At 40.9% G+C, this 22,841-nt stretch carries 19 protein-coding genes; 2 read left to right on the top strand and 17 right to left on the bottom strand.

All coding sequences use genetic code 11. From position 1 onward, the window contains the following. Nucleotides 1-816: 816 nt before the first annotated feature. The 13 genes from TDIS_RS10165 to cysC all read right to left on the bottom strand — a co-directional run bounded on the left by TDIS_RS10165 (nucleotide 817) and on the right by cysC (nucleotide 16,934). A complete protein-coding gene (locus TDIS_RS10165) occupies nucleotides 817-2,217 on the bottom strand; it encodes a hypothetical protein (RefSeq protein WP_068671782.1) in 1,401 nt (466 codons plus the stop codon). A 403-nt stretch (nucleotides 2,218-2,620) separates the two neighbouring features. Continuing rightward, nucleotides 2,621-2,869 (bottom strand): hypothetical protein, encoded by a 249-nt coding sequence (locus tag TDIS_RS10160; RefSeq protein WP_068671781.1) that lies wholly within the window; start codon nucleotides 2,867-2,869, stop codon nucleotides 2,621-2,623. Nucleotides 2,870-3,236: 367 nt separating this feature from the next. Beyond that, nucleotides 3,237-6,308 (bottom strand): glycosyltransferase, encoded by a 3,072-nt coding sequence (locus tag TDIS_RS10155; protein WP_068671780.1) that lies wholly within the window; start codon nucleotides 6,306-6,308, stop codon nucleotides 3,237-3,239. Nucleotides 6,309-6,385: 77 nt separating this feature from the next. Next, nucleotides 6,386-7,615, bottom strand: a complete 1,230-nt coding sequence (locus TDIS_RS10150) for a sulfotransferase (RefSeq protein ID WP_068671779.1) — start codon at nucleotides 7,613-7,615, stop codon at nucleotides 6,386-6,388. A gap of 15 nt (nucleotides 7,616-7,630) precedes the next feature. Continuing rightward, nucleotides 7,631-8,839, bottom strand: a complete 1,209-nt coding sequence (locus TDIS_RS10145; protein ID WP_068671778.1) for a glycosyltransferase — start codon at nucleotides 8,837-8,839, stop codon at nucleotides 7,631-7,633. Next, the gene (locus TDIS_RS10140; RefSeq protein ID WP_068671777.1) at nucleotides 8,836-10,698 is read right to left on the bottom strand and encodes a glycosyltransferase family 2 protein; all 1,863 of its coding nucleotides are present in this window, start codon (nucleotides 10,696-10,698) and stop codon (nucleotides 8,836-8,838) included. Before TDIS_RS10140 ends, TDIS_RS10145 begins: the two co-directional genes overlap by 4 nt. Next, nucleotides 10,698-11,654 (bottom strand): capsular polysaccharide export protein, LipB/KpsS family, encoded by a 957-nt coding sequence (locus TDIS_RS10135; RefSeq protein WP_068671776.1) that lies wholly within the window; start codon nucleotides 11,652-11,654, stop codon nucleotides 10,698-10,700. Before TDIS_RS10135 ends, TDIS_RS10140 begins: the two co-directional genes overlap by 1 nt. After that, nucleotides 11,645-12,508, bottom strand: a complete 864-nt coding sequence (rfbD, locus tag TDIS_RS10130) for a dTDP-4-dehydrorhamnose reductase (protein ID WP_068671775.1) — start codon at nucleotides 12,506-12,508, stop codon at nucleotides 11,645-11,647. Before rfbD ends, TDIS_RS10135 begins: the two co-directional genes overlap by 10 nt. Then, nucleotides 12,493-13,512, bottom strand: a complete 1,020-nt coding sequence (gene rfbB / locus TDIS_RS10125; RefSeq protein WP_068671774.1) for a dTDP-glucose 4,6-dehydratase — start codon at nucleotides 13,510-13,512, stop codon at nucleotides 12,493-12,495. The genes rfbD and rfbB overlap by 16 nt, the downstream gene beginning before the upstream one ends. Beyond that, complete coding sequence (gene rfbC, locus TDIS_RS10120; protein ID WP_068671773.1) at nucleotides 13,509-14,075, bottom strand: dTDP-4-dehydrorhamnose 3,5-epimerase; 567 nt, start codon at nucleotides 14,073-14,075, stop codon at nucleotides 13,509-13,511. Before rfbC ends, rfbB begins: the two co-directional genes overlap by 4 nt. Nucleotides 14,076-14,077: 2 nt before the next feature. Then, nucleotides 14,078-14,956, bottom strand: a complete 879-nt coding sequence (rfbA, locus tag TDIS_RS10115; protein WP_068671772.1) for a glucose-1-phosphate thymidylyltransferase RfbA — start codon at nucleotides 14,954-14,956, stop codon at nucleotides 14,078-14,080. A gap of 35 nt (nucleotides 14,957-14,991) precedes the next feature. Further along, nucleotides 14,992-16,182, bottom strand: coding sequence for a polysaccharide biosynthesis/export family protein (locus tag TDIS_RS10110; protein WP_084271077.1), 1,191 nt, complete (start codon nucleotides 16,180-16,182; stop codon nucleotides 14,992-14,994). Nucleotides 16,183-16,328: 146 nt separating this feature from the next. Beyond that, entirely contained in the window at nucleotides 16,329-16,934 is a 606-nt protein-coding gene (gene cysC, locus TDIS_RS10105; protein WP_068671770.1) for an adenylyl-sulfate kinase, read from the bottom strand. Between the two features lie 224 nt (nucleotides 16,935-17,158). Here cysC and TDIS_RS10100 point away from each other — a divergent pair, with 224 nt between their 5' ends. After that, nucleotides 17,159-18,055 carry a glycosyltransferase family protein gene (locus TDIS_RS10100; protein ID WP_153303832.1) on the top strand — a complete coding sequence of 299 codons (897 nt, stop codon included), beginning with the start codon at nucleotides 17,159-17,161 and terminating at the stop codon, nucleotides 18,053-18,055. Nucleotides 18,056-18,426: 371 nt separating this feature from the next. Next, entirely contained in the window at nucleotides 18,427-20,070 is a 1,644-nt protein-coding gene (locus tag TDIS_RS10095; RefSeq protein ID WP_161939520.1) for a glycosyltransferase family 2 protein, read from the top strand. Here TDIS_RS10095 and TDIS_RS10090 read toward each other — a convergent pair. The 4 genes from TDIS_RS10090 to TDIS_RS11330 form a co-directional block, all read right to left on the bottom strand. Next, nucleotides 20,055-20,714 (bottom strand): ABC transporter ATP-binding protein, encoded by a 660-nt coding sequence (locus TDIS_RS10090; protein WP_068671767.1) that lies wholly within the window; start codon nucleotides 20,712-20,714, stop codon nucleotides 20,055-20,057. The two genes, TDIS_RS10095 and TDIS_RS10090, sit on opposite strands and share 16 nt — an antisense overlap. A gap of 1 nt (nucleotide 20,715) precedes the next feature. Then, nucleotides 20,716-21,510 (bottom strand): ABC transporter permease, encoded by a 795-nt coding sequence (locus tag TDIS_RS10085; RefSeq protein ID WP_068671766.1) that lies wholly within the window; start codon nucleotides 21,508-21,510, stop codon nucleotides 20,716-20,718. A gap of 3 nt (nucleotides 21,511-21,513) precedes the next feature. After that, nucleotides 21,514-22,617 (bottom strand): KpsE/RkpR family capsule polysaccharide export protein, encoded by a 1,104-nt coding sequence (locus TDIS_RS10080; protein ID WP_068671765.1) that lies wholly within the window; start codon nucleotides 22,615-22,617, stop codon nucleotides 21,514-21,516. An 11-nt stretch (nucleotides 22,618-22,628) separates the two neighbouring features. Next, a partial coding sequence (locus TDIS_RS11330; RefSeq protein ID WP_208595707.1) for a hypothetical protein occupies nucleotides 22,629-22,841 on the bottom strand: 213 nt, incomplete at its 5' end.

Below are 22,841 nucleotides of genomic sequence, written 5' to 3'. Positions count from 1 at the left end.
TCAAAGTTGAGTTTAACACTTCTACATTTGCCAATCCTTTCCTTAACGGTTAATTTAAAACTTCATGAATATCGTCTAACATTAATCCTCTCCCATCAAAAGAAGAATTACCTATAATATTTAAATCCAAGATCAACACAGGTACGACCAAATTTGCCATAAGCCCACAAAGCATTATAGCTAACAAATTGTTAACTTTGCTAACAAAATGCCATTCATGACAATCTATTACCAAACAAATTTAAATCCTTTCTTGCAACTCCAAGAAAGTAGATACAAAAATTTCTTTCTAAATACAAATCTACCCCTCCTAAATCCATCTTCCTTTCAAAAATCGAATAAATCTCTTACAGAGGCTATCGTTTTTAGCCCAATATGGTAGGGATTCTGCGATGCTATTACAATTTACTGTATTTTCAACTATCATTTCATAAATAAGCAAGCTCAAAACTTCAAAATTATAGACCGTAAAGCAAGTAAATTGCCTCACATATTCAAACAGTCTGACATTATTTATTTAATCCTCTCGAATCTTTTTTAAAAATTTTCTCAGTAGCCCTCCACTTAACTGTTTATTTCTCAACATGTAAAGAATCTCTTGTCAAGCAAAAATTTAATCTTAGCGAATAATTTTACTCATCTATTTACTCAATGATTTACGAATTTCAAAGGTGTTCAGCACTAAATTTTAAGTTACCATTCTGTTTAGGAAAACTTTTTAGATAAAGGCCAATAGTTTATTTCAAATCCTCCTGCAAGTATTAAAAAATTTAACTTGACTAATAGGCCGTTTCAAAAAGTCATTTAGATTTAAAATCAAACAACCCTTATTTTTAATAGCTCTTTCAAACTGTTTGAATTAATTTCAACATTTCGCAATTCTATATTGCTCCGTTTATGAACTAGACTTAACTTTATCCTTCTATCATTTCCTAATTTTAATATACTTTTCGGCAAATTAATATTCAGCAAGTTAAGCTCAAAACCACAGTTTAAATACCCTAAATCAGGAAATGCATTTAGTACATCTTTGCGAGGGTGATTTGTTTCAAATTCGCAAATAGAAATATCATTTACTTTAAGAATAAGTTTTGCTGGTGGATCTATAAGATCTATAATCCAACCACTTATAGTTTTTTCATCAAATTTTTCAATAAAATATATAAATTCACGCCTTGAAGGTCTTTTAGTAATTTTAAAATAATATCTTTCTAATTCTTTGAATCTATTTTCTATAGCTTCATCTATCCTCTCTTTCTCTATTTTATCCTGTTTTTTATAAAATACTATTTCTTCTTCAGAAATAGCAAATAAATTCTTAGAAGAATTAAAATATTCTTTAAATAACAAATCATTAGATTCTTTAAATTCTCTAAGCAACTCTATTCTTTCTTCTAAACTTAGAAATGTTTTCAAAAAGCTTCCTTCTCTTCTATCTATATCAAATAGAAATTTCAATAATTTGGGATGTTCATCTTTGGTAAAATCGTATTTAAATTTAAATTTTCTGAAAGCAAGAGCTGAAAGGTGCGAAAGTGACGGATTTATATCTGCTTTGAAATTTCTGGCTTCTGACATCTCTATCCCAAGTAGCTGTAAAAAGTCAAGTATAATATTTCCTTCTGGAAAAAGTTTTCTGTCGTATACTCTGATCAAAAAATTAGATTTATCTACAACAGTAGCCCAAGTGTTAAGTATATTAAAAAAATCCACTAAACACATATTCTTCCTGGCAAATGAAATAAAATCAGAAAAAAACCAAATTTCTTTCATATGCTGCCTGTAATGACTATCTAACAACAAATCTTGACGTCTTACATAGGCAATTAGTTTGTCAATATTTATTTTAAATTCGTTTATTTTTTTCTTTATTTCAGACAATTCTTTAACGAAACTAGGACCGCACATAAATTCACTACTTATTAAAATCTTTTTTATATCATCTTTTCTAACAGAATTCATTTCATCTGTCAAATCAGCAAACATTTCTTTATGATCTTTATAAAAGTTATAAACCACTCTGTTTATATTTTGTTTTGAAGTTAAAGCCACAACAAAATAGTGATGTTCAAAATGCATTTTTCCTGTTTTTGGGTATAAAATTTGGTATAACTTTGCAATTTTCTCTCTATTTTTAAAGCAAAAATGTTGAATAGCGCTAGTACCAGTTTTAGGCCATCCTATATGGAAAATAAATTTAACTTTTTCAAATGCCATTTCTTATTCTCCAAAATCTTTAAAATCAAGTATTCAACTATATTAAAAACTCTCTCTAAAATATCGTCTACTTTTTCATCAATATGTTTATTAACTCAAAATGATTTCTCTAAAACGCAACATACTAGCAGACACCTTTTACTAGAAACATAAAAAACAACTTATTTCTTAACCTTCTATAACATTCTAAGAATATCTCACAAATCCGGTTCACTTCTTTAACCAAAATCCTCTTAATATCTTCTTTAATTACCTTAATCTCCATAAAAATACACTATCCCTGCCATCACCTCTCATCTTCTACTTAATTTTACCTATAACCTCCAATAGATATTAACATATCGCTACCACATAAAATAACATTTCCATCTTCGTATTACCTCTAAAACGCATCTGGCTAACCTCAAATCCATTGCTCTCCATATTGTAAAACATCCTCTCTATTCTCCACCTCTCTATATATCTCTATCATATCATCTGCTTCACTTTCCATACCCAAAGTCACTAATGCAAAACTTGCAGCTCGCCTATCATTTAAATCTTTTCTAAAATAACCCCCTGTCAGAAAAATGAAAAATCCACCCTTATGGTTCAAATCTAAAACCTGTACTAGTATCCCTATATTCAGGATCGGGTCATACATCATTACCATCGATAAGTTGCTGACCTTCTTGTCATAATATCACTCGTGACAAGCTATTGCCAAATAAATCTTAATTTTCCCTAACCAAAAAACAAATAAACTTTTAAGCAAATATAATCCAACTCCCCTTAATCAATCTTCTTGCCAAAAAAAGTGTCCAGCGCTAAGATACTATTTACAAAAGGAAGCAATCCATTATATTCACTCACTTTTAATAGTTCAACAAATTCATAATGTCCATATAAGTAAATCAATTCGTTTAGATAGCCATCTCCAAGCTTTAATAATTCATCCATGTAATCAAGGAAAAATTTCTGAATAAAGGCATTTCCAGTTTTATGAGGTTCTATGTATATTTAAAGTTTATTCTCGCTCATTATAGCAACCCGTTAAAATTACTTGTTGACATTAATTTTTCTATTATATTGCTTACTTTTTTATAAAAATTTTCTCTTGAAAAATTTTCTGCTACTTTCATACATTTCTCAACTGTGATCCAATATTCTTCTGATTCAATATCCATCTCGATCAAATCGAATACAAGATTTTTCAATTCATCTTCTGAACTAAATACATATCCCACATTGTGACTTTCAAGTATTTCCTTTGGTCCACCACATTTGTATGCTAAAGGAATACACCCATATGCCATAGCTTCCACTAAAGTTATTCCGAAATGTTCACATTTATATGGTTCTACTCCAGGATTAATACCTAAACCTGTAGCATGTATATAGAAATGTGATCTTAATAAGTGAGACTCAATTGTATCTCTATCAACATTAGCTTTCACTAGAAGAACACCTTTATTTTGATATGATCTCACTTTTTGAAAAAATTCTTTATCTTCTGGACTCTCTCGCAAACCGCCAAAAATATACCCCTCTATCGGTAACTTTGTAGAAGCTTCACTTAGTATCTTAGCTATTACATCCTGTCGCTTATTATGACCGTGTGATTGAAATCTACCTATACTTATAAACATTTTTTTATTTTTATTCCGCAACTTTTTTTCCAAAATTTCATCAACTGTATAATTAGGCAAGTTACTAGGCGGATAAATCACCTCAATAGGTTTTTCTGGTAGTGAATATTTTTCAATTTCTTTCTGTATATTTTCTTTTACGAAGAAAGAATATGCTATATATAAATCAATTTTATCATAAGAGCTGAAATCATGATATTTAACATGGTACAGAGGAAAGGGGAATTGACAAAGGTAAATTATTTTTTGGGCAGGAGGAATCCAAGAAGGCACGATCTCATTACCCATTACTATAGCAAGATCAAAATAGTACTTTCCAACCTCATTTCTCTTCATTACTTCAAATTCAAATTGTTCTATACCCAAATCTCTACAGACAAAAGATATTCTTGTTCTTGATGTGTATTCTTCTGTAATAAAAACTATATTGGCTATTTTAGACAAAGCTGCTCCCATAGACAAGAAATAGTTTTCGCCTCCTCCAATAGTAATTGGAAAGGGTGTATACAAAGCAATTGTTTTTCTTTTCTTTCTTTGGGAATATTTTATTTCAACAGGTTTATATTCTTTATTTTTAAATACCCATCTATTAAAGAACTTTTCCTTAGAATTCTGGACAACAGTGCCCCATTTATCTTTCAAAAACTCTTTAGTTGTAAAATTTTCAATATGCAAAGAAATTGCTTTAGGGATACATACAATTTTATACCCCAAACATTTTATTCTTAAGCATAAATCTGTATCTTCGTAATAAAAGGGTTCATATATATAGTCGAATCCACCGTATTTTTTTAGTATCTCTGCCCTAACCATCAAACATGCTGCTGATGCATAATCAACTTCTATAAATGCCATATTGTTCAGAGAATTCCATAATGTTTTCTCAAAGTTCATAAATTTACCTATTTGCAAAACATCTCCTAATGGACTAACAATTCCTCCAACTTCTGATATTCTAAAATCTTGATTAATAATAATCGGAGAAGCAGCCCCTATATCTTCTTTTTCTTCTAAAATATCCAATAAATACTTTATATTAGGACCAATAAACGCATCGTTATTTAGAAATAAAACATATCTTCCTTGTACTCTATCTATTGCTATATTATTTCCTTCCCCAAAGAAAAGATTATTCTTGGAGGCAATGATCTTCACATTTTTTTGCTTTTGTAAATAGCGGTATAAAATTTCAGTAAAAAAACGATCAGATTCATTATCTACTATTATAATCTCGTGTGGCACATCTTTCAATGCAATAAGAACACTCAGGGCAGATAAAATAGTCATAATAGGCTTCTTATAATTAAGAATTACAACACTTATTATAGGACTTTCATCATCAGAAAAATTATATATTCTTTGCGAACGCAAAAACCTCAACAAAACAATCAAATCTTCTATGCTTGGCTTTGTTTTTATAACATCAAGAATGTCGGTATAATCAATCGCTAAGCTCAAATTCATTCTTAAAAAAGAAATAACTGGATCAAATATATGTGGATGAAGGAAAGAAGGAGGCAAACCTTGCTTTATAGCAAAAGCAAGATTCCTTAGTGTTTTATCAGGGGATATCTTATTTATGTGAAGCATATGATTAAGATATGCTTCATCTACAAAAGGAGAACACTGGAAAAACTTTCTGTCAAGTAAATACGAAACTAGAGGGCAAACTTCTCTTGATGGGTTATTAACTTCATAATAGTACCATGTGTCAAATAAAGGATGAGGGTCTAAGCCTAATTTCCAACCATTTTTTAAATAATGCAGTATTGGTGTTTCATTTACCAAAATATCTTTTCTTCTAGCTTGCTCTAAGTAAAATTCTTCATCAAATATGATATCACTTTTAATGCAAATATATTTTTTTTCTGCGAGTTCTACTTTGAAATTGGGATATGAATTCACAACTACCTTTATCTCATGTACCTCCCCATCAGCAAGTTCATCAGGAAGTTTTATCTTGAAAGCATGCTTTCCATCTCCTATACCGTCCTGCTTTAAATCTTCCCTGTATTGGTCCGCAACTCCCTCTGCCACAGGCTTTCCATCTACAAGAACTACCACCTCTACCCTTTCTTCTGGATTAGCCTTGTTATATGTCCAGCCTGTAACAAGTAATCCATCCACTGAATCTAGATGACCTATATAACTATCTTCTAATTGCTGAAATATAACTATTTGCGGACTGTTTTCTAAATCATTCCCCGTGTTCTTCACAACTACCCTTATTTCGTGTTCCTTCCCATCAGCAATCTCATTAGGAAGCTTAATTACAAACGCATACCCGCCATCTCCAATACCGGCTTCTTTAAGATCCTCTCTAAACTGATCAGCAACTCCCTCTGCCACAGGCTTTCCATCTACAAGAACTACCACCTCTACCCTTTCTTCTGGATTTTCGGGATTAAAAGCCCATCCGTGGACGTAAAGGCCATCTACTCTATCGAAATGCCCCTGGATCACTAATTCGCCCCCCTTCTTAAAATTTTTTCGTTGTTTCTTTTAATTATCTCTGGCAATTTTACAAATGCTTCTCATACTTAAGACAAATTTATGTTAGCATATGAGAAATCGGTTTTTATATCTACCTCTCTTTTTACCACAGAAACGTCGTCCTCCTTCACAGCTCGTGGCTCATACACCATCGGAGAACCGGGTAGGGGAACATTAGCCCCCTCCACAAATACCTCCACCCTGTCTCCAGCCTTCAGCTCTAATCCGAGATTTTTCCACATCAAGACAAAACCGCAATGACCGGTGGGATGAATGTTTTTTTTCTTGAGATCTTCCCGGTAAGCATGAGCCAGAGTTTTGCCCACCACCTTTCCGTTTACGGAAACAACCACACTCACGGGGTAGTCTTTATTGAATTTATCAAAAGCCCAGCCACTACAACGTGTTTCATCTACCACATCAAGATGTCCCTTTATTTCTACCTTTTTGTGGTTATTCAAGACTTCATTTATGAGTTTATAAACCTCGTGATCTCTTTTGGTCTTGCACAAAACGTTTTTTATAATCTTTTCAGCAAGTTGCCAGTCGTAGGTATCACCAGATAAACCAAGCAAACGCAAGAGATGATTAATAATCTTTCTGGGATATGCTACAAGTTCCTCATATATAACTATCGTAGAGATATTATGATTGGATTTTACGAAAGCATCATAAACAGAGTAGTGAGATTTGAGTTCATCATATAACTTCCGGATATGCTGTCTCTTCATTCTGTCTGACATTTTTGCCCATCTATCTTCTTTTATAAAGGCAAAAATTTTGCTTCTAATAACTTCCTCCGGCTTTCTCTTCAAAAATATAAATCTGCCTCCGGGATAAATGTCTTTGAGCATATTCAAAACTTGGAGGTTGTTATATCTTATCTCCTTAAATCCCCATCTCTTGTGAGGAGAATCGAGCCTAGAAGCAAAATATTTCTCTATGAATTCTTTTACAAAATTTCTGTATTCCCGGAACGACCAAGGATTGGCCCACTCTATTGCAATGTCAGGCGATCTGAGGGTGGGAAGAAGAATGTCTGGCCCTCTATTTTCTTCCGGAGTTCTGGGATACAGGTTCTGGTTCGGACTCTTCATGGCTACATACGCCGCGGCAAGACTGTTCAGAAAGCCAAAATGTTCTCCCCATATCACAAGGTTTTTATGGCAATTGAGCAATCTCTGAAGAAAAGTGCTTCCTGTTCTGCCTGTGGTTATCAGAAAAACCGGTCTATCTTTTGGCGCGAGTTTCGAACTCTGCTTGCCCTTGTTCTCCATGATTCGAAGTCCCCTTTAAGTAGCAACCAGATCAAGATACTCTCTCACAAACTGCTTCAGTGGCTTGTAGGAAGGCATTTTGGCCAGGATATCTTCATAGTCGTATTTTCCCTCTACTATATCCGCAATCAAATCGGTCAGAGATACGTGGTCCCTTGCCCTGTAGTTCAATCCGCCGTAGCCATGCTTTACCTTCTCCACCATACCTCCTATGTCCGGACAGATAACGGGCCTCCCATATTTGAATGCTTCCTGGATCACCAGAGGAGAATTTTCCCACCATATAGAACCCATTATCACCCAATCTATATTATACATTAGGCTACCGAGCTCGGAGTTCTCATAAGGGCCATGATATCTTACCACATCCCTATTCCTTTTAATCAATTTTTCAACCCTCTCTTTGAAGCTCTGATCCGGATGCCACGTTCCGTATATCTCCAGCTTAACTTTCTGTTTTATAGATCTGGGAAGAAGCGAAAAAGTCTCTATCAAAAAATCAACTCCCTTGTAAGGATTGATCTGGCCGAAATATGCGAACCTCCCCCTTACCCCTTTCGCAGGTCTTGGTGGAACCCTTTCCCCTTCAGGAAGGCCGTTCTCTAAAACAACAATCTTTTCCTGAGGAATGCCCCATTCGACATACCTACTTTTCAAAAAATGGCTTGGAGAAATAAAAAGATCAACATAACCAAACATATTTTTGATATACATTTCTCTTAAAAATATATTTTCAGGAGAAAATTGAGGGAAGCACTCATTGCAGTCGCGAGGGCTGTATTTATAACATAGAGAAAAATCAGGTTTGATCATTTGTCCGTTATGAAGACAGATAGCTATGTATTCATGCAAAGTCATAACAATCTTGGTATCAGGAAAAGACCTTTTAATAGCATATATGGCATCAACTCCTATGTAAAAATAATGATGAAAATGAACGACGTCCGGTTTCAGCTCTTTCAGGAGAGTGATCAGAGGAGAGTCTTCCCCCAGATCTATGTGAGAAAAGAGATTGAAGAGGTCCGGGGCCGCAGGGAAAAGATATTCCCGAGGTCTGAAAGCTATTATCTGGGTGCCAAGATGCAGGTATTTTTCAGGAGCTCTGGCCAGAAAATAGGCTTCATGCCCCTCCTTAAGCAGTCCTTTATAATGAGAATATGCGGCAAGCTCTCCTCCACCTTTGGTAATTTCCGGATGACCATGAGAGATGATGAAAAATTTCATACAAGAACCTCTCTATTGATTTCTTCTAGCAATCCATTTTCAAGAACCCTTTTAGTATATATATAAGAATTGTATAAAGTAACAAAGTGTCTATAATTCATTGACTGTGTTATGAGATTCTGGGACTGTCTCTCCAGATGATACAATTGAACGTGAGGTAAAATATAAAATTTATACCCCAGCTTCTTCATCTTCAGACAAAAATCACTATCCTCAAAATCACCAAATACGAAACTTTCGTCGAATCCTCCAACCTTGAGATAATCGTCTTTGCGAAGAAACATCAAAGCCCCCGTGAGAAGAGGAACCTCTATGTGTTCGGGAAAATCACTCAAATCCAGGAACATACCCTTATAATAGTGAAGATTGAACAGAAGGCCGGGATACTCCGGACGAAAGGAAGAATACATTCCAACATGCTGGATGGTTCCGTCAAAATAAAGAAGAGTAGGAGCAACAACCCCGGCATCCGGTAAATCACTAAACTTTGCGTGTAATTTTTCGATCCATCCACTTTCTTTAGGAATAACGTCTGAATTCATAAGAACCACATACTTGCCCTTTGCAATTTTGACCCCTACATTGTTGGCACCGGCAAATCCAAGATTGCGATTATACCAGACCAATCTGAAAGGTAATGCAAACAATCTGTAAATCCATTCACAAGAGTTCAAAGTATCTTCTATTATCTGGGGATCATCTATAACATAGATAATCTCTATCCTTCTATCTTTAAAAATTCGATCCCGACAAAAATGTGCGAGCTGATGTTTCAAAAAATCAAATCTGCCATAGAGAGGGATTATCAGACTGATTTCTGGATCATCAGACACCATACCAAAATTTCTGTATTCCGGAGCAATATTTTCAGAAAAACCCGTATTTTTAGAAGAAAAAACTTCATGCATGACCTCAAACAGATGAGGAAGCTTGATCCTGGAGACAGCATGCCCGCAGAGTTCGTAAGTTTTGTTTAGGACTATCCTCATGTCCAAAGGAATTTTTTCGACTTCCTGCTTGCTCATCTCTAAAGAATGACTTTCCTCTCCCAAAAAGATTTCCAGGTTTAACCGATTGAAACCGTCAATTTTATCTTTGAAAGGAATGAGCATGAAATAACCAGTATCTATTTCCATATTTCTGTAAATGTCTTTGTAATTCTCATACACGTCTTTGCGCTTGAATCTAACCATCTTATTCAAATCCGAAGAGATCTCCCGGCCGTCAACGGAAAAACGAAGAGCCGTTATACTCATCCGAGAAGAAGGACTGAAAAACCAACCCACAACCATGAACCCGACATCCGGAACATACAGACACTTGTCCACGGCAAAATGAAATCTGTCAGGAAGATGGACAGCCTTGGACTTCTGGGGATCGAAAACCGCAGCGGAACCTTCCTCCGCGGGGAAAGCCGAAACTGCGGAGCTTATTGTCTCCTTTGCAGACTGGACTTCGCCGCCTTTTAGGCGCTTTATGACGAGCCTTTCTATGGAGATATCTTTTCCCGAGGTCTCAACCGGACAGATCTTTATACCTGCGGGAGGGCGCTCAAAATGGACAACGGTGTCGAAACGCCCGAAGAGGTTCAAGTGTATTTGATGCACCTCTTCGAAAGATCCAGAGCCGTAATCTATAGAAAGCTTGAGCAACCTGATCCCGGTATGAGGAGGAAGGGTTATCTTGAGCAGGAAGTCCCCTCGAGAGAAGCACCTGCTCAACAGTCTTTCGAAGACCAGAGTCGCTCCTCCGTCCTCCCGTGAAACGGATACGAGCTTCTTCAGGTCCTTCCCATAGAAGGCCACGGTATCCAGAAACAAAAACCTGAAAAGAAGAATTTTGAAAAAACTTTTGATCACTATCCTTTCCCTCCAATCAAATGGTTTATCACATCAAAAATATTTCCCGGCTTGCCGGTGGCGGGGTTTATGTAGCGGGGATAAAGAAGGTAGGCAGCCGCAAAGAGTTCCAAAAGCGTCCTCCGCCTCTTCCGCCTTTCGCATCTCTTCCCGTCCCGCGTAAGCCCCCAGCCCGCATAGAAGGGCATGCCGAAACAGATTACCTCCTTGCCCAGCATCAGCCCCTCGAACCCCATTTGAGAGGATACGGTGTATATCCTATCGAAGTGAGAAAGCAAATCCACGGGATTGAACTCCTCCCGGATGACTTTGACGCTCCTGTGCAGTTTCATCCGCGCGAGATAGCCCTTTTTTCTACCGACTATGACCTCCGGATGAACCTTTACGTAGATCTCGGCCCCCGGATTCTCCTCCAGAGCTGCGAAATACATCTCCCGAAAGGTATCTTCATCGGCCAGCCCGAGCCTTACGGACATGTCTCCATAGGTCTGATCTATCAAGAGGACCCTTTCTCGGTAAGGGGTGAAATATCCTCGAGGCACGGGTTTTCCCCGGTTGTACTTACTTATCTTGTGGTCCCTTATCAGTTTGAGGGCCCTTTCAGCCTGATCCATGAGTTCCGGAGTTTCCCATCCTCCAAAATTCAATAGGTTTTCGAGAAGGGACGGCCTTGTGGCATCGTAATAAATGCCCACTGGATCCACGATCAAAGAAAGGGGAGGAGCCTCGTGGCCAAGACCCACGGACCTGAGAAAACCGTCTTCCAGGGCCAAGTACGGGAGCCTCCACTCCCTGGCCTTCTGCATGGCCTTTCGGGCCGTGCTCTTGTATCCCCATCCGGCCACGGCCGAAAGTCCCTCGGGCCCCTTGGGTTTATACACCACCGAATCCTCAAGGAACACTTCCAGGTGGGGGACGTTTTTCAGGATCTGCCTGGAGAAGACACCTACCGGCATGTCACTTCAGAAATGAAGGCCTCGAGAGCTTCCTGCCAGCTCCGCATAGTTATTCCTTTTACGCTTCGCAAGGGGCTCCAGAGCGGCCTCCGGGCTTTGGTCTTGAACTCCGTGTGTTTTATGGGCTTGAGGTCTGTGTCCAGTCTTGCGTATTCAAGAATTTTTTTCGTAAATTCGTACCAGCTGCAGTACCCTGAGTTGGTAAGGTGATACAGACCATAGGGACGTTCTTCAAGGACTATCTCCCATATTTTGTGCGCCGCATCCAGGGTGTAAGTGGGAGACATAAAGATATCGTCTACCACCCTTAGGGGTTCGCCCGCACGGGCTTTGCGCAGAATGGTATAAACGAAGTTTCCACCTTTTCCGCTGGCCCCGGCCTTCCCGTAGAGACTAGCCACCCGAACGATGTAAAACCTCTCGAGATAGTTTCGAACTATGACCTCGCCGGCATATTTGGACAAACCGTAAATGTTTATGGGGTTCTCAGGATCCTCCTCCGTATAGGGATCTCGGGCATCGAGTTTTCCGCCGTCAAACACATAGTCTGTGCTTACGTGCAAAAGCACGCTACCCGTATCAAGACATCCCTCCACCAGATTTCTGACCCCCGCGGCATTGACCGCAAAGGCGGCCTCGACCTCATCTTCCGCTTGGTCCACCTTGACGTAGGCGGTGGCGTTCAATACCAGATCCGGCTTGATATTCCGAAGGACCTCCAATACTTGCCCCCTGTCCGTGACATCTACTTCTTTGCGGGTTAAGGGCACGAGCTCCACTTCCGAAGGACAGATTTTGACCAGATCGCTTCCAAGCTGGCCGCCGGCCCCGAAAAGGGCTATCTTGAGGCCCATCTTTCGAACTCCTTCCTTAGTTGATTGACGAAGGTCTCGACCTCTTTCTTTTTCTCAAAAAGCCAGTCTCGATTATCCAGATACCACTCCACGGTTCTTCTCATCCCCTCCTCGAAATCTACCTTCGCCCGCCAGCCAAGCTCTCTCTCTATTTTGGTGGTGTCCACTGCGTATCGAAGATCGTGCCCGGGTCTGTCGGGCACAAACTCTATAAAGTCCTCGGACTTGTCCAGCAGTTCCAGAAGCTTTCTTACCACCTCGATGTTTTTTTTCTCCTCGGCACTTCCAACATTATAGATTTCGCCCTTTTCTCCTTTCTCGATGATTTTCAGGACCGCTTCCGTGAAATCTTCCACGAAAAGCCACGTGCGGACGTTCTGTCCCGTTCCGTAAACGGAGATCTTTTCGTCTGAAAGAAGTCTGGCGATGGAAAGTGGAATCAGCTTTTCGGGATACTGCCACGGCCCATAGGCATTAGAAGCCCTTACGATTACCGCCGGAAGATCGTACGTTTCCACGAAAGACCTCACCAGCATTTCCGCCGAGGTCTTGCTTGCCGAATAAGGAGAATTGGGTTGGAGAGGGGAATCCTCCGTAAACTTCGATTCGCTATCCAAGGGAAGTTCTCCGTAAACCTCATCTGTCGAAATATGCACGAACTTCCTGACTCCGTGTTTCAAGGAAAGTTTGAGCAGATTCAGAGTTCCGATAACGTTGGCCTTCACGAAAACGTCCGGATCGAGTATGCTTCGGTCCACATGGGTCTCGGCTGCATAGTGGACTACTACCTCCGGTTTTTCTTTCTCGAAGACCTCCCGGAGGCCTTTTTCATCGGTGATGTCCAATTGATAAAAATTGATCCTATCCCTCGCCTCCTCAAGACGCCTTAGATCCCCGGCGTAATTAAGCTTGTCCACCACGGAAATCCCGCAACCGTCCCTCGTAAGGCTCCTTACCAGGTCGCTTCCTATGAAACCCGCCCCCCCCGTAACCAGAATCCTCATTTTTTCCCCCCGTAAACGAAATTGATCTCGGCTTCTTTAAGATTGGGAAGACGACTGTCTTTTTCGGAAAGAATCGGGTTTTCCACCGGCCAGGTTATAGCCAGATCCGGATCGTTCCAGATTATCCCCCGGTCGAGCTCCGGGGCATATTCCTTGGTGACCTTGTAAAGGATCTCCGTTCCGTCTTCCAGGGCCACGAAACCGTGGGCAAAACCCGGCGGGATCCAGAGCATAAGCTTGTTTTCCCCCGAAAGCTCCGCCGCTACCCACTTTCCGAACCAAGGAGAGCCCTTCCTTATATCCACCGCTACGTCCCATATCCTGCCCCTGATACACCTCACGAGCTTTCCCTGCTCCATGGGCTCAAGCTGATAGTGAAGCCCCCTCAAAACTCCTTTCTGAGACCGGGAATGGTTGTCCTGAGCAAAATCATAGGATATCCCGTTGGCCCTGAACTCCGAAGCCTTGTAGGTTTCCAGGAAAAACCCCCTTTCATCGCCGAAAACCTTCGGTTCGATCAGGATCACATCGGGTATCTCCAAACGAGTGAACGTAAAAGGCATTTTTAGCCCCCTTTGGCGATTTCCAGAAGATACTTTCCGTAATCCGTCTTTTCCATAGATTTGGCCAGTTCTTTGAGTTGTTTCTTGTCTATCCATCCGTTTCGGTAGGCTATCTCTTCGATACAGCCCACCATCAGACCGGCCTTCTTCTCTATAGTGGACACAAATTTCCCGGCATCCAAAAAGCTGTCGTGGGTTCCGGCGTCGAACCAGGCAAAACCGCGCCCCAAACGCTTCACTCTGAGTTTCCCTTCTTTGAGGTACTTTTCGTTGACCGAGGTGATTTCCATTTCCCCTCTTTTGGAAGGTTTCACCTTTCTGGCCTTTTCAAAGACCGTTGGATCGTAAAAGTAAAGCCCTACCACGGCGTAGTGGGATTTCGGCTTCTTGGGTTTCTCCTCCAGGGATATAGCCCTTCCCTCCTCATCGAACTCAACTATTCCGTACCTTTCAGGATCATGGACGTAATAGCCAAAAATGTAAGCCCCGCCATGTTCTTCAATTTCCCTCCGGGCTTCGTTTACCATTTCCGTAAGGCCGTGCCCGAAAAAGATATTGTCCCCGAGGAGCACACACACATTGTCTCCCTGGACCAGCTCTTCCGCCGAAAGAAGGGCGTGAGCCAGCCCACCGGGATTGCCTTGAATAGCGTAACTGATGCTCATCCCCAATTGAGAACCATCGGAAAGGAGTTCTCGATATACCCCTTCGTCTTCCGGATTGACCACCAGGATGATCTCTCTTATCCTTGCCAGCATGAGCACCGAAAGCGGATAATAAATCATGGGCTTGTTATAGACGGGCAATAGATGTTTGTTGATGCACTTGGTAACCGGGTACAACCTGGTACCCGAGCCCCCGGCCAGAACCACACCTTTCATTTTTGTCTTACCCCCCTCTATTGATAGTGGTCAAACTACTTCGAAAGCCGATCTATCATAAAAATGTCGGAAATTATGGGCGAAATTACCCGCAAGAACTTCTGTAGTTGCACGGCAGGAGCCGTGGCTATATACACAATATCTCCGTCTTTTAAATAAAAATTTTTGAGGATGAGGAAAGAAGCAGGGTCGGAAAGATCTACATTGTAGATTACCGGTATCTTACCCCCCATAGCTACCGCTTTCGGTTTGATCCCTATTTTACGTAAAACGTCCTTATCTTCAAGCCGGAAAATGAAAAGTCCCTTGGCGTGGGCCCTGTCGTCCTGGAGCCCTCCAACCCTTCCCAGGGCCTGCGAAAGGTTTATTCCCCTGGCCTCGAATTCCAGCTCCATATTGCGGCCGGAGGCTCCCAGAAAGACCGCCGACTGGGTCTTATAAACCACAGTTATCACATCACCGGGTTGGAGATTCAGATTCAGTTTAGGGTCCCTTATGACTTCCTCCAGAGGCAACCGTATGGTCTTCCCTTTTCGGTCGATCTGAACCAGAGTCTTGTTTATGGGTGAGGTCACCCCTCCTACGGAAGCCAGGGCGTCGAGAAGCCTGAAGTTGGAATAAGTGAGGGGCACCTTCCTGCTTTCCCTTACCTCTCCAAAGACGGTGACGTAAGAGGAATTGAACCCAGACAACTTGACCACTACCTGGGGATTGTTCGCTTTTCGCGCAAGTTTGGCCGCTATGGATTGAGCGACTTCTTCGGGCCTTTTGCCCTTAGCCTTTATTCGGCCCGCAAAGGGAACCAGAATATACCCGTTTTCATCCACAATTTGTGGAGGGATGCGAAAGGCCACCACCTCGTTCTGCTGGATGCCCAAAATGGAAGCCGAACTGAAAAGTAGTGGGGGAGGAGATTCATATACGAATATTTCCAGAACATCCCCCGTGTCTATTATCGGAGAATACCTACCAACCACAAAACCTTCCAAATCTTTGGTCCAAAAGATCTTGACATCTGGAAAGGCCAGGATGATTCGGGGGTTCAACTTCACTAAAGTGACATATTTCTCAATACCTAATCTTTGATCGAGGGAAATTTTTTTTATGCCGAAAGTAGAAGGACCAGATTGAGGCAAGAAATAGGAACAAGAAGCATTCAGAACCACCAACAAAAACATAATGAGTAATACTAGCCTTCTTTGCCAGGGGTAAACCTCTTCTTTCATAGAAGCTGTACTCCCAATCGTTCTTGATCCTTAAGGGTCAAAAGCAACCCCATCCCCCCCTTCTGTCGAAAAGCCCGAAAGGGACACCAGCTCCAAATCTCAAGAGACGATCCGGCCCATTTCCATAATCCCTTTCAACTCTTTTGTCAAATAAGTAAAATAAATTTCTTTTGAGAAAGCATCTTGAGGACCAAAGAAACACATTCCTCCAGATCGTGTTTTTCTGTATCCAGAACAAGATCGGGGGCTTCCGGTTCTTCATAAGGGGCGTTGATTCCGGTAAAACCTTCGATCTTTCCGGCCCGGGCCTTTCGATAGAGCCCTTTGGGATCCCGTTTTTCACACGTTTCCGGACTACATTTTACGTAAACCTCAAAGAAACAGTCATTGCCTATGATTTCTCGCACATACTGACGGTCCTCGCGAAAGGGGGAAACGAAAGCCGCTAACACGATCAGACCCGCGTCCACCATCAGCTTACAAACTTCCGCAATGCGCCTCAGGTTTTCACGCCGGTCTTCTCGACTAAAACCTAGATCCGCACACAGACCGTGGCGGACATTGTCTCCATCGAGCACATAGGCCCGAATACCCCTCTCGAAGAGATTCCTCTCCACGAAATGGGCGATGGTGGATTTTCCCGAGGCAGGGAGACCAGTAAACCAGATCACTCCGCTTCGGTGTTTGTTCAGACGTTCCCGATCTTCCCGGGTTACCAACTGGGGATGCCAAACCACATGCGGACTTTTCAATTTCGTACCTCCCCTCCGATCTCGTTTGAACGGAACGCTCTTTATTGTAAATGGGTTGTTCTTGTTATGCAAAGGGTTGTTTTTATGGTATGAATTACACTGATGATTTTCCAGGATGGGGTTAGAAAAAAGTGGTATCTAATAGATTTCTGATCTTCGAGTTCAATACCGAGCCCACAACGGCCTATTTCCTGAAGCCCTTTCTCCAAAAAAGAGGTTTACAGGTGGAAAATTATCATCTTCACAGCCTTCCCAAAAACATAGACCTGAAAGGTAAAACGGTCTTCATCGTCCGCTACCTAACCGATTCCCTGAAAAACTTGATAAAAGCCAATCGAAGAAACATAAAAAGATTGATCTATTTAATGGACGATGATCTCCTCGATGTAAGAGCCACCAGCGGACTCTCGCTGAGATATAGATGGAAGGTTTTCTGGTACGCTACCCGACACAAGAGCTGGATCAAAGATATTGGGGCCGAGGTATGGGTTTGTAATGAGCATCTCGCCCGCAAATATCGCGACCTGCATCCCAGAGTTGTTTTACCCTATCCCCTGGAGATAGGGCCTTTGGGGGTAAATTTTAACCCGGACGGTAATATCCTCGTCTTTTATCACAGCACCTATTCCTATCGAAAGGAGTTCGAATGGCTTGCCGAGGTGGTGAGAAAGGTTACCGAAAAGAAAACTAATATTCTCTTTGAGATCATTGCCAACAAGTGCACCGTTTCCTTCTTCAAAAATCTAAAAAATGTCATCCTTTTTAAGCCTATGTCCTGGCGCACCTATCTGCGTTTCTCGATCATGAGATACAGGCACATAGGGCTTGCCCCGATGTTCGATACTCCATTTAACCGGGGACGGAGTTACACCAAATTTTTCGACATAACCCGGGCCGGTGGGGTCGGAATCTATTCTGCTGAAAGTATTTATGCGGAGATGATAAGTTCTGCCGGGGCCGGAATGGTCTTGCCTATGGAGGTAAAAGACTGGGTAGAAGTTATAATTGAACTTGCCAGAAACAAAAAGAAAAGACAGGAAATTTATCAAAACGCCCTGAGGTTAATCGAACACCTGAAACAAAAATCGGAGCAAATATGGACCTCTCTGGAAATACACTGACCTTTCCTTTCGCAGGGAAAAGAGGCTGGTTCCTCATCCGAGGCAGGGTGAAGGCCACCTGTGATTTATGTAAGACCAAAATCATATTGCACTACCAGGATGGTAGGCACGAAACCAAAAGGTTGCCCATAGCTAAAAGTGGCTCGATAAATTACATTTTTTATGCCGCTAAAGAATTAAAAACAATAGATATCAACTTCTGTTTAGAAAGAGGTATTATAAAAATCGCCGAAAGGATAGAAATAAAAGAGATAAGTTTTCCCGAAAGAATCTACAGGTTTTATCGCACAATTCTCCCCGTGCTCTTTTCGAGGAATAAAATTACGAGAGACCTGAAAAGAGAAGCGGGACTGAGCGTGTGGGATATACTTATGAGTCCAAAGAAGAGCTATCACCGTATAAGTTATGCCAGATATTTAAGGATTTGTGCAGATGAAAATTATTCAGACTGGCTGGCTATCTATGAAAGGCTTTTGCACGAACAACTTCCAAAATGGAAGAACCGGGTTCACAGGCTGAAATACAAGCCTCTGATTTCCGTAATAATCTATGTTGACAATGGTCAGAAAAACCCGGATAGAACCATCGAGTCTCTGAAAAGACAGGTTTACGATCGCTGGGAATATTTTCTCGTCAATGATGAAAATCTCGATCAAGTTTTAGCAAAAACGAGTGGGGAATACCTGTGTTTTCTTTTTGCGGGGGATGTCCTGTCGGAGATAGCTCTGGCCTGCATCGTAAGTTTTCTTAATAAAAATGGAGATTTTGATGTCATTTATACGGATAGCGACTCTATAGACGAAGAAAAGAGATGTTCCCCACGACTAAAACCAGACTTTAGTCCAGAATATTATCTTTCCCATGATTACATACAGAATCTTGTGGTTTTCAAAATAGACGATCTGGAAGCAATCGGGGGATTCGAAAGAGGATACGGACATTATACGATATACCGTGCCTTCCTGAAACTCTGGAAGCACAAAGGGAAACTGAAGGTGGGGCACATCCCGATCGTTCTTTACAGTAAAGGCTGGGAATACGAAGAGGAGGAATGGGAACGGGGGCTTTTAGCCCTGAAAGAATTCCTTTCCTGGTACGCCCCGGACGCCAAGGTAGAAAAAGGCCAAATTCCCCATACTTTCAGGGTTCGCTATCCTCTACCTCTGGAAGAGCCGCCGGTATCCATTGTCATTCCTACCAGGGATAGAGTGGATTTACTCTCAAGGTGCGTATCAAGCATTCTTGAAAAAACAGACTACCAAGCCTATGAAATCCTCATTGTGGACAACGGTTCCCGGAAAAGAGGAACTCTTGAATTCTTCAAGAGCATTTCACGAAAAGAGAAGGTGAGGGTATTAAAATATGATATTCCTTTTAACTTTTCTAAACTCATCAACTTCGGAGTAAAACATTCCCGTGGGGAAATTGTGTGCCTTTTGAACAATGATACGGAGGTAATATCACCTATCTGGTTAAAAGAAATGGTGTCCCGCGCTATTAGAAAAGAGATAGGGGTAGTGGGGGCCAGACTGCTTTATTCCGATCACAGGGTTCAGCACGCCGGGGTGGTGGTTGGACTATGGAGGGGGGCTGACCACGCCTTCAAACGTCTCCCCGCCGATGATCCCGGTTATATGTACAGAGCGATTCTTCCCGGAAACTATCTGGCCGTAACGGCGGCCTGCATGGTTTTCCGGAAAGAAATTTTTTGGGAAGTGGGGGGATTCGATGAAAAAAATCTTGCCATCTCCTTCAATGATCTTGACTTTTGCCTGAAAGTTTATGAAAAGGGGTACAGGATTGTCTATACCCCTTACGCGGAACTTTATCACTATGAAAGCAGATCCAGGGGATATAATTCTAACCGAAACCGCCAGGCGCAGAAAGAGCTAGCTTACATACGAAAAAAATGGAAAAAATACATCGAAAGAGATCCTTACTATAATCCTAATTTGACCATTTACAGGGAAGACTTCCGTTTGGGAAAGAAGATCAGGCTTCACTGTGAAGTATAAAAATTCCAGGCCTCCTGAAAATTCGGAAACTCCTGCAATTGACCGTTAGAGAGTACAAAGAACCGATTGCAAAACTGTTTTATATAATTTCCCTGATGGGATACCAGTATATAGCTCTTCTCTGCTTTGTTTTCAAAAAGTTCTCTTTTGCACTTTTGATGGAATCGGCTATCCCCAACCGCTACTACCTCGTCTATCAGATAACAATCGAAGTCAACGGCTAGGGAAATGGCAAAGGCCAGCCTTGCTCTCATACCGGAAGAGTAGGTCTTTACGGGTTCATAAAAATAATCTCCCAAATCCGCAAACTCTTTCACAAATTCGTATTTTTCCTTCCAGGGAACTCCGTAGATTCGACATATAAATTTCAGATTGTCGAGACCGGTAAGACTACCCTGAAAGCCACCTTGAAAGGCCAGGGGCCAGCTGACTTTCATTCTCCTGAGGATTTTCCCACTAGTGGGCTTGGATACCCCTCCGATAATCCTGATCAATGTGGATTTCCCGGCGGCATTCCTTCCAAGAATTCCTATCTTATCTCCGTAATTGATCCGCAGATTGATACCGTTTAAGACTATTTTAGGCCCGGACCTAGTGGGATATATTTTTCTTATATTGATCAATTCCAGAAATTTTTCACTCATTTTATGTAATCAATTCCTCCTTTTGGCTCACATATTTAACCAATAAAAGACCTATAAGGGTAAGAAAAAGATTGGCCATTACGGAATATTCCACACTATAGTAAGGATGCATTTTTCCCCCGAGAAATCCGTATCGCACCATTTCTATATTGTGAGCCATGGGGAGAAGAAGGATTAGTTTACGGAAGTGCTCTGGAACCCATTCTATCAGGAAAAAGGTGCCGCCGGTGATGAAAAAAATCAGGTTTAGCGGAGGCCATATACGTGAGAATACCTCAGAGATGGTGGCCAGAGAGCCGGTGATGAAACCGAGGGCCATACCAAGCCAGCACATAAGAAACCATCCCTGAACTACGTGGAAGTAATTTACCGGTAGAGAGGCCATCTTCAAGGCATGAAACACCATGAAAAGAAATAGAAAGGCCCCTGTGACCGCTCCTATTTCCAGCACAAATCTGGAGAGAAGAAGGTCCAGGATCTTCACATATCTGTGGTAGAGAAGGGCTATGTTGGCTTTTATGGCCGCCAAACAATGGGTAGCCACATTTCTCCAAAGGGAGGAGGCGGAATACCCACTCAACATGAAGATTACGGCTGGAAAATCCGAGTGTGAACGTCCTCTAAATAACCCATGAACCAGGGTAAATATCAGGGTGATGAGGGCCGGTTCTACAAACAGCCATAGGAAACCTATGTTTTTTCTTCCGTAGCGGGTGATAATTTCGCGCATCATGAGGGCATGAATAATCCGTTTCTGAATTCTGAAGGCCTCTATAAATTCCGTAAGGCTATTCATTTTTTATTTTCCCAGATGTTCTTTGACTCCGGCCGCAAAAAGAGAAATTATCCCCCATATTGCAAAGCTTATCGCAAATACCGTTAAAATGCTCTTGATCCGCTTGGGCTCCTTAGGGGCATCGGGCTTCGTGGGTTCTTCCACTTTCTCGATGAAGAGATGCTGTAAAAGGGCCTGATTCTGCGCCTGAATAAAAGCCGTCAAATTCGCCTCAAGCTCCTTTTGTAACATCTCAAGTTCTGCTCTCATAAGCTCCAATTTTATTGAATAAGATGCCACTGATTTTTTGTCGCCCGCAATTATGTTTATATTTTTGTTTATTTCTCTTTTTATCTCCTCTATATCTTTTTTCAGAGTGGCAATCTTGGGGTTGTCCGGAGTCACGGAAATAATTCTCGAAAGTTCCATCTGTTTTAGAATAAGTTGTTCTTGCAGTTTTGCTGTATGTTCCAGCAGAATTCCAATTTGTCTTTCAGGAGCAACCACTTTGGTCTGGCTTAAAAATTCTGCCAATTTCTCTGAGAAATGTTGAACTTTTTTTCTGGATTCTTCGAGTTTAGCCTCATAAAATTTGATTGCTGTGGTTGATGCCCGTTCATTTAATCTGTTTATAAAATTTTCGCTTAACTTGATAAGATTTGTATTGACATTATATGCAAATTCAGGATCAAAGGCTCTGACCTTTATAATAAGAATTGAGGAATTTATGTCTATACCTATATTTACTATTTTCTTTTGGTAATATTCAAAAAAATTTTCATAACTTGGATCAATATGAAACGGATCAAACCTTTGTATAAAATCAATATCTTTTCTGGAAAAATACTTCTTAAGATTTAAGATTTTTTCCAGTTCAAACATAGCGGTGCGAGAGGACATGTAATTCATGACCAGACTGGCACCAACAAACGATGGACTTAGTACACCTATACTCTGAAGAAAGGTCCCAAATCCCTGAAATCCCTGCTGGTCGTGAAGACTTTTTACTATTACCTTAGATTCACTTATATATACTGGAGTTACAATAAAAGCTTCATATATAATGGTCAATAATGTAGGACAAACGACCACCATTAAAAAAAAGAAATGTTTTTTAAAAAATTGCAATGTTTTCCTCCTTAGGTAGTATTTGATATTTTACAGACTTTTTGAAGAATGTTTGTTATTTCTTTATTATCTACATTATACCATTTAAGACCAGTGTAACTATGTTTATTAATTCTTTTATGTAAACTTCCGTTCAGTTGAGAATAAAAAATTAAAAATCTCTCAAATTTTTTATATTTCTTTTCGTTAAATTTGAAATTTTCAGCTTCTTTCCAGAAAGTATC

Origin of the sequence: Thermosulfurimonas dismutans (assembly GCF_001652585.1) — a bacterium.
Classification (GTDB): Bacteria; Desulfobacterota; Thermodesulfobacteria; order Thermodesulfobacteriales; family Thermodesulfobacteriaceae; genus Thermosulfurimonas; species Thermosulfurimonas dismutans.
The sequence above is the reverse complement of the archived record's forward strand: the minus strand, read 5'-3'. Positions and strand labels throughout refer to the sequence as shown.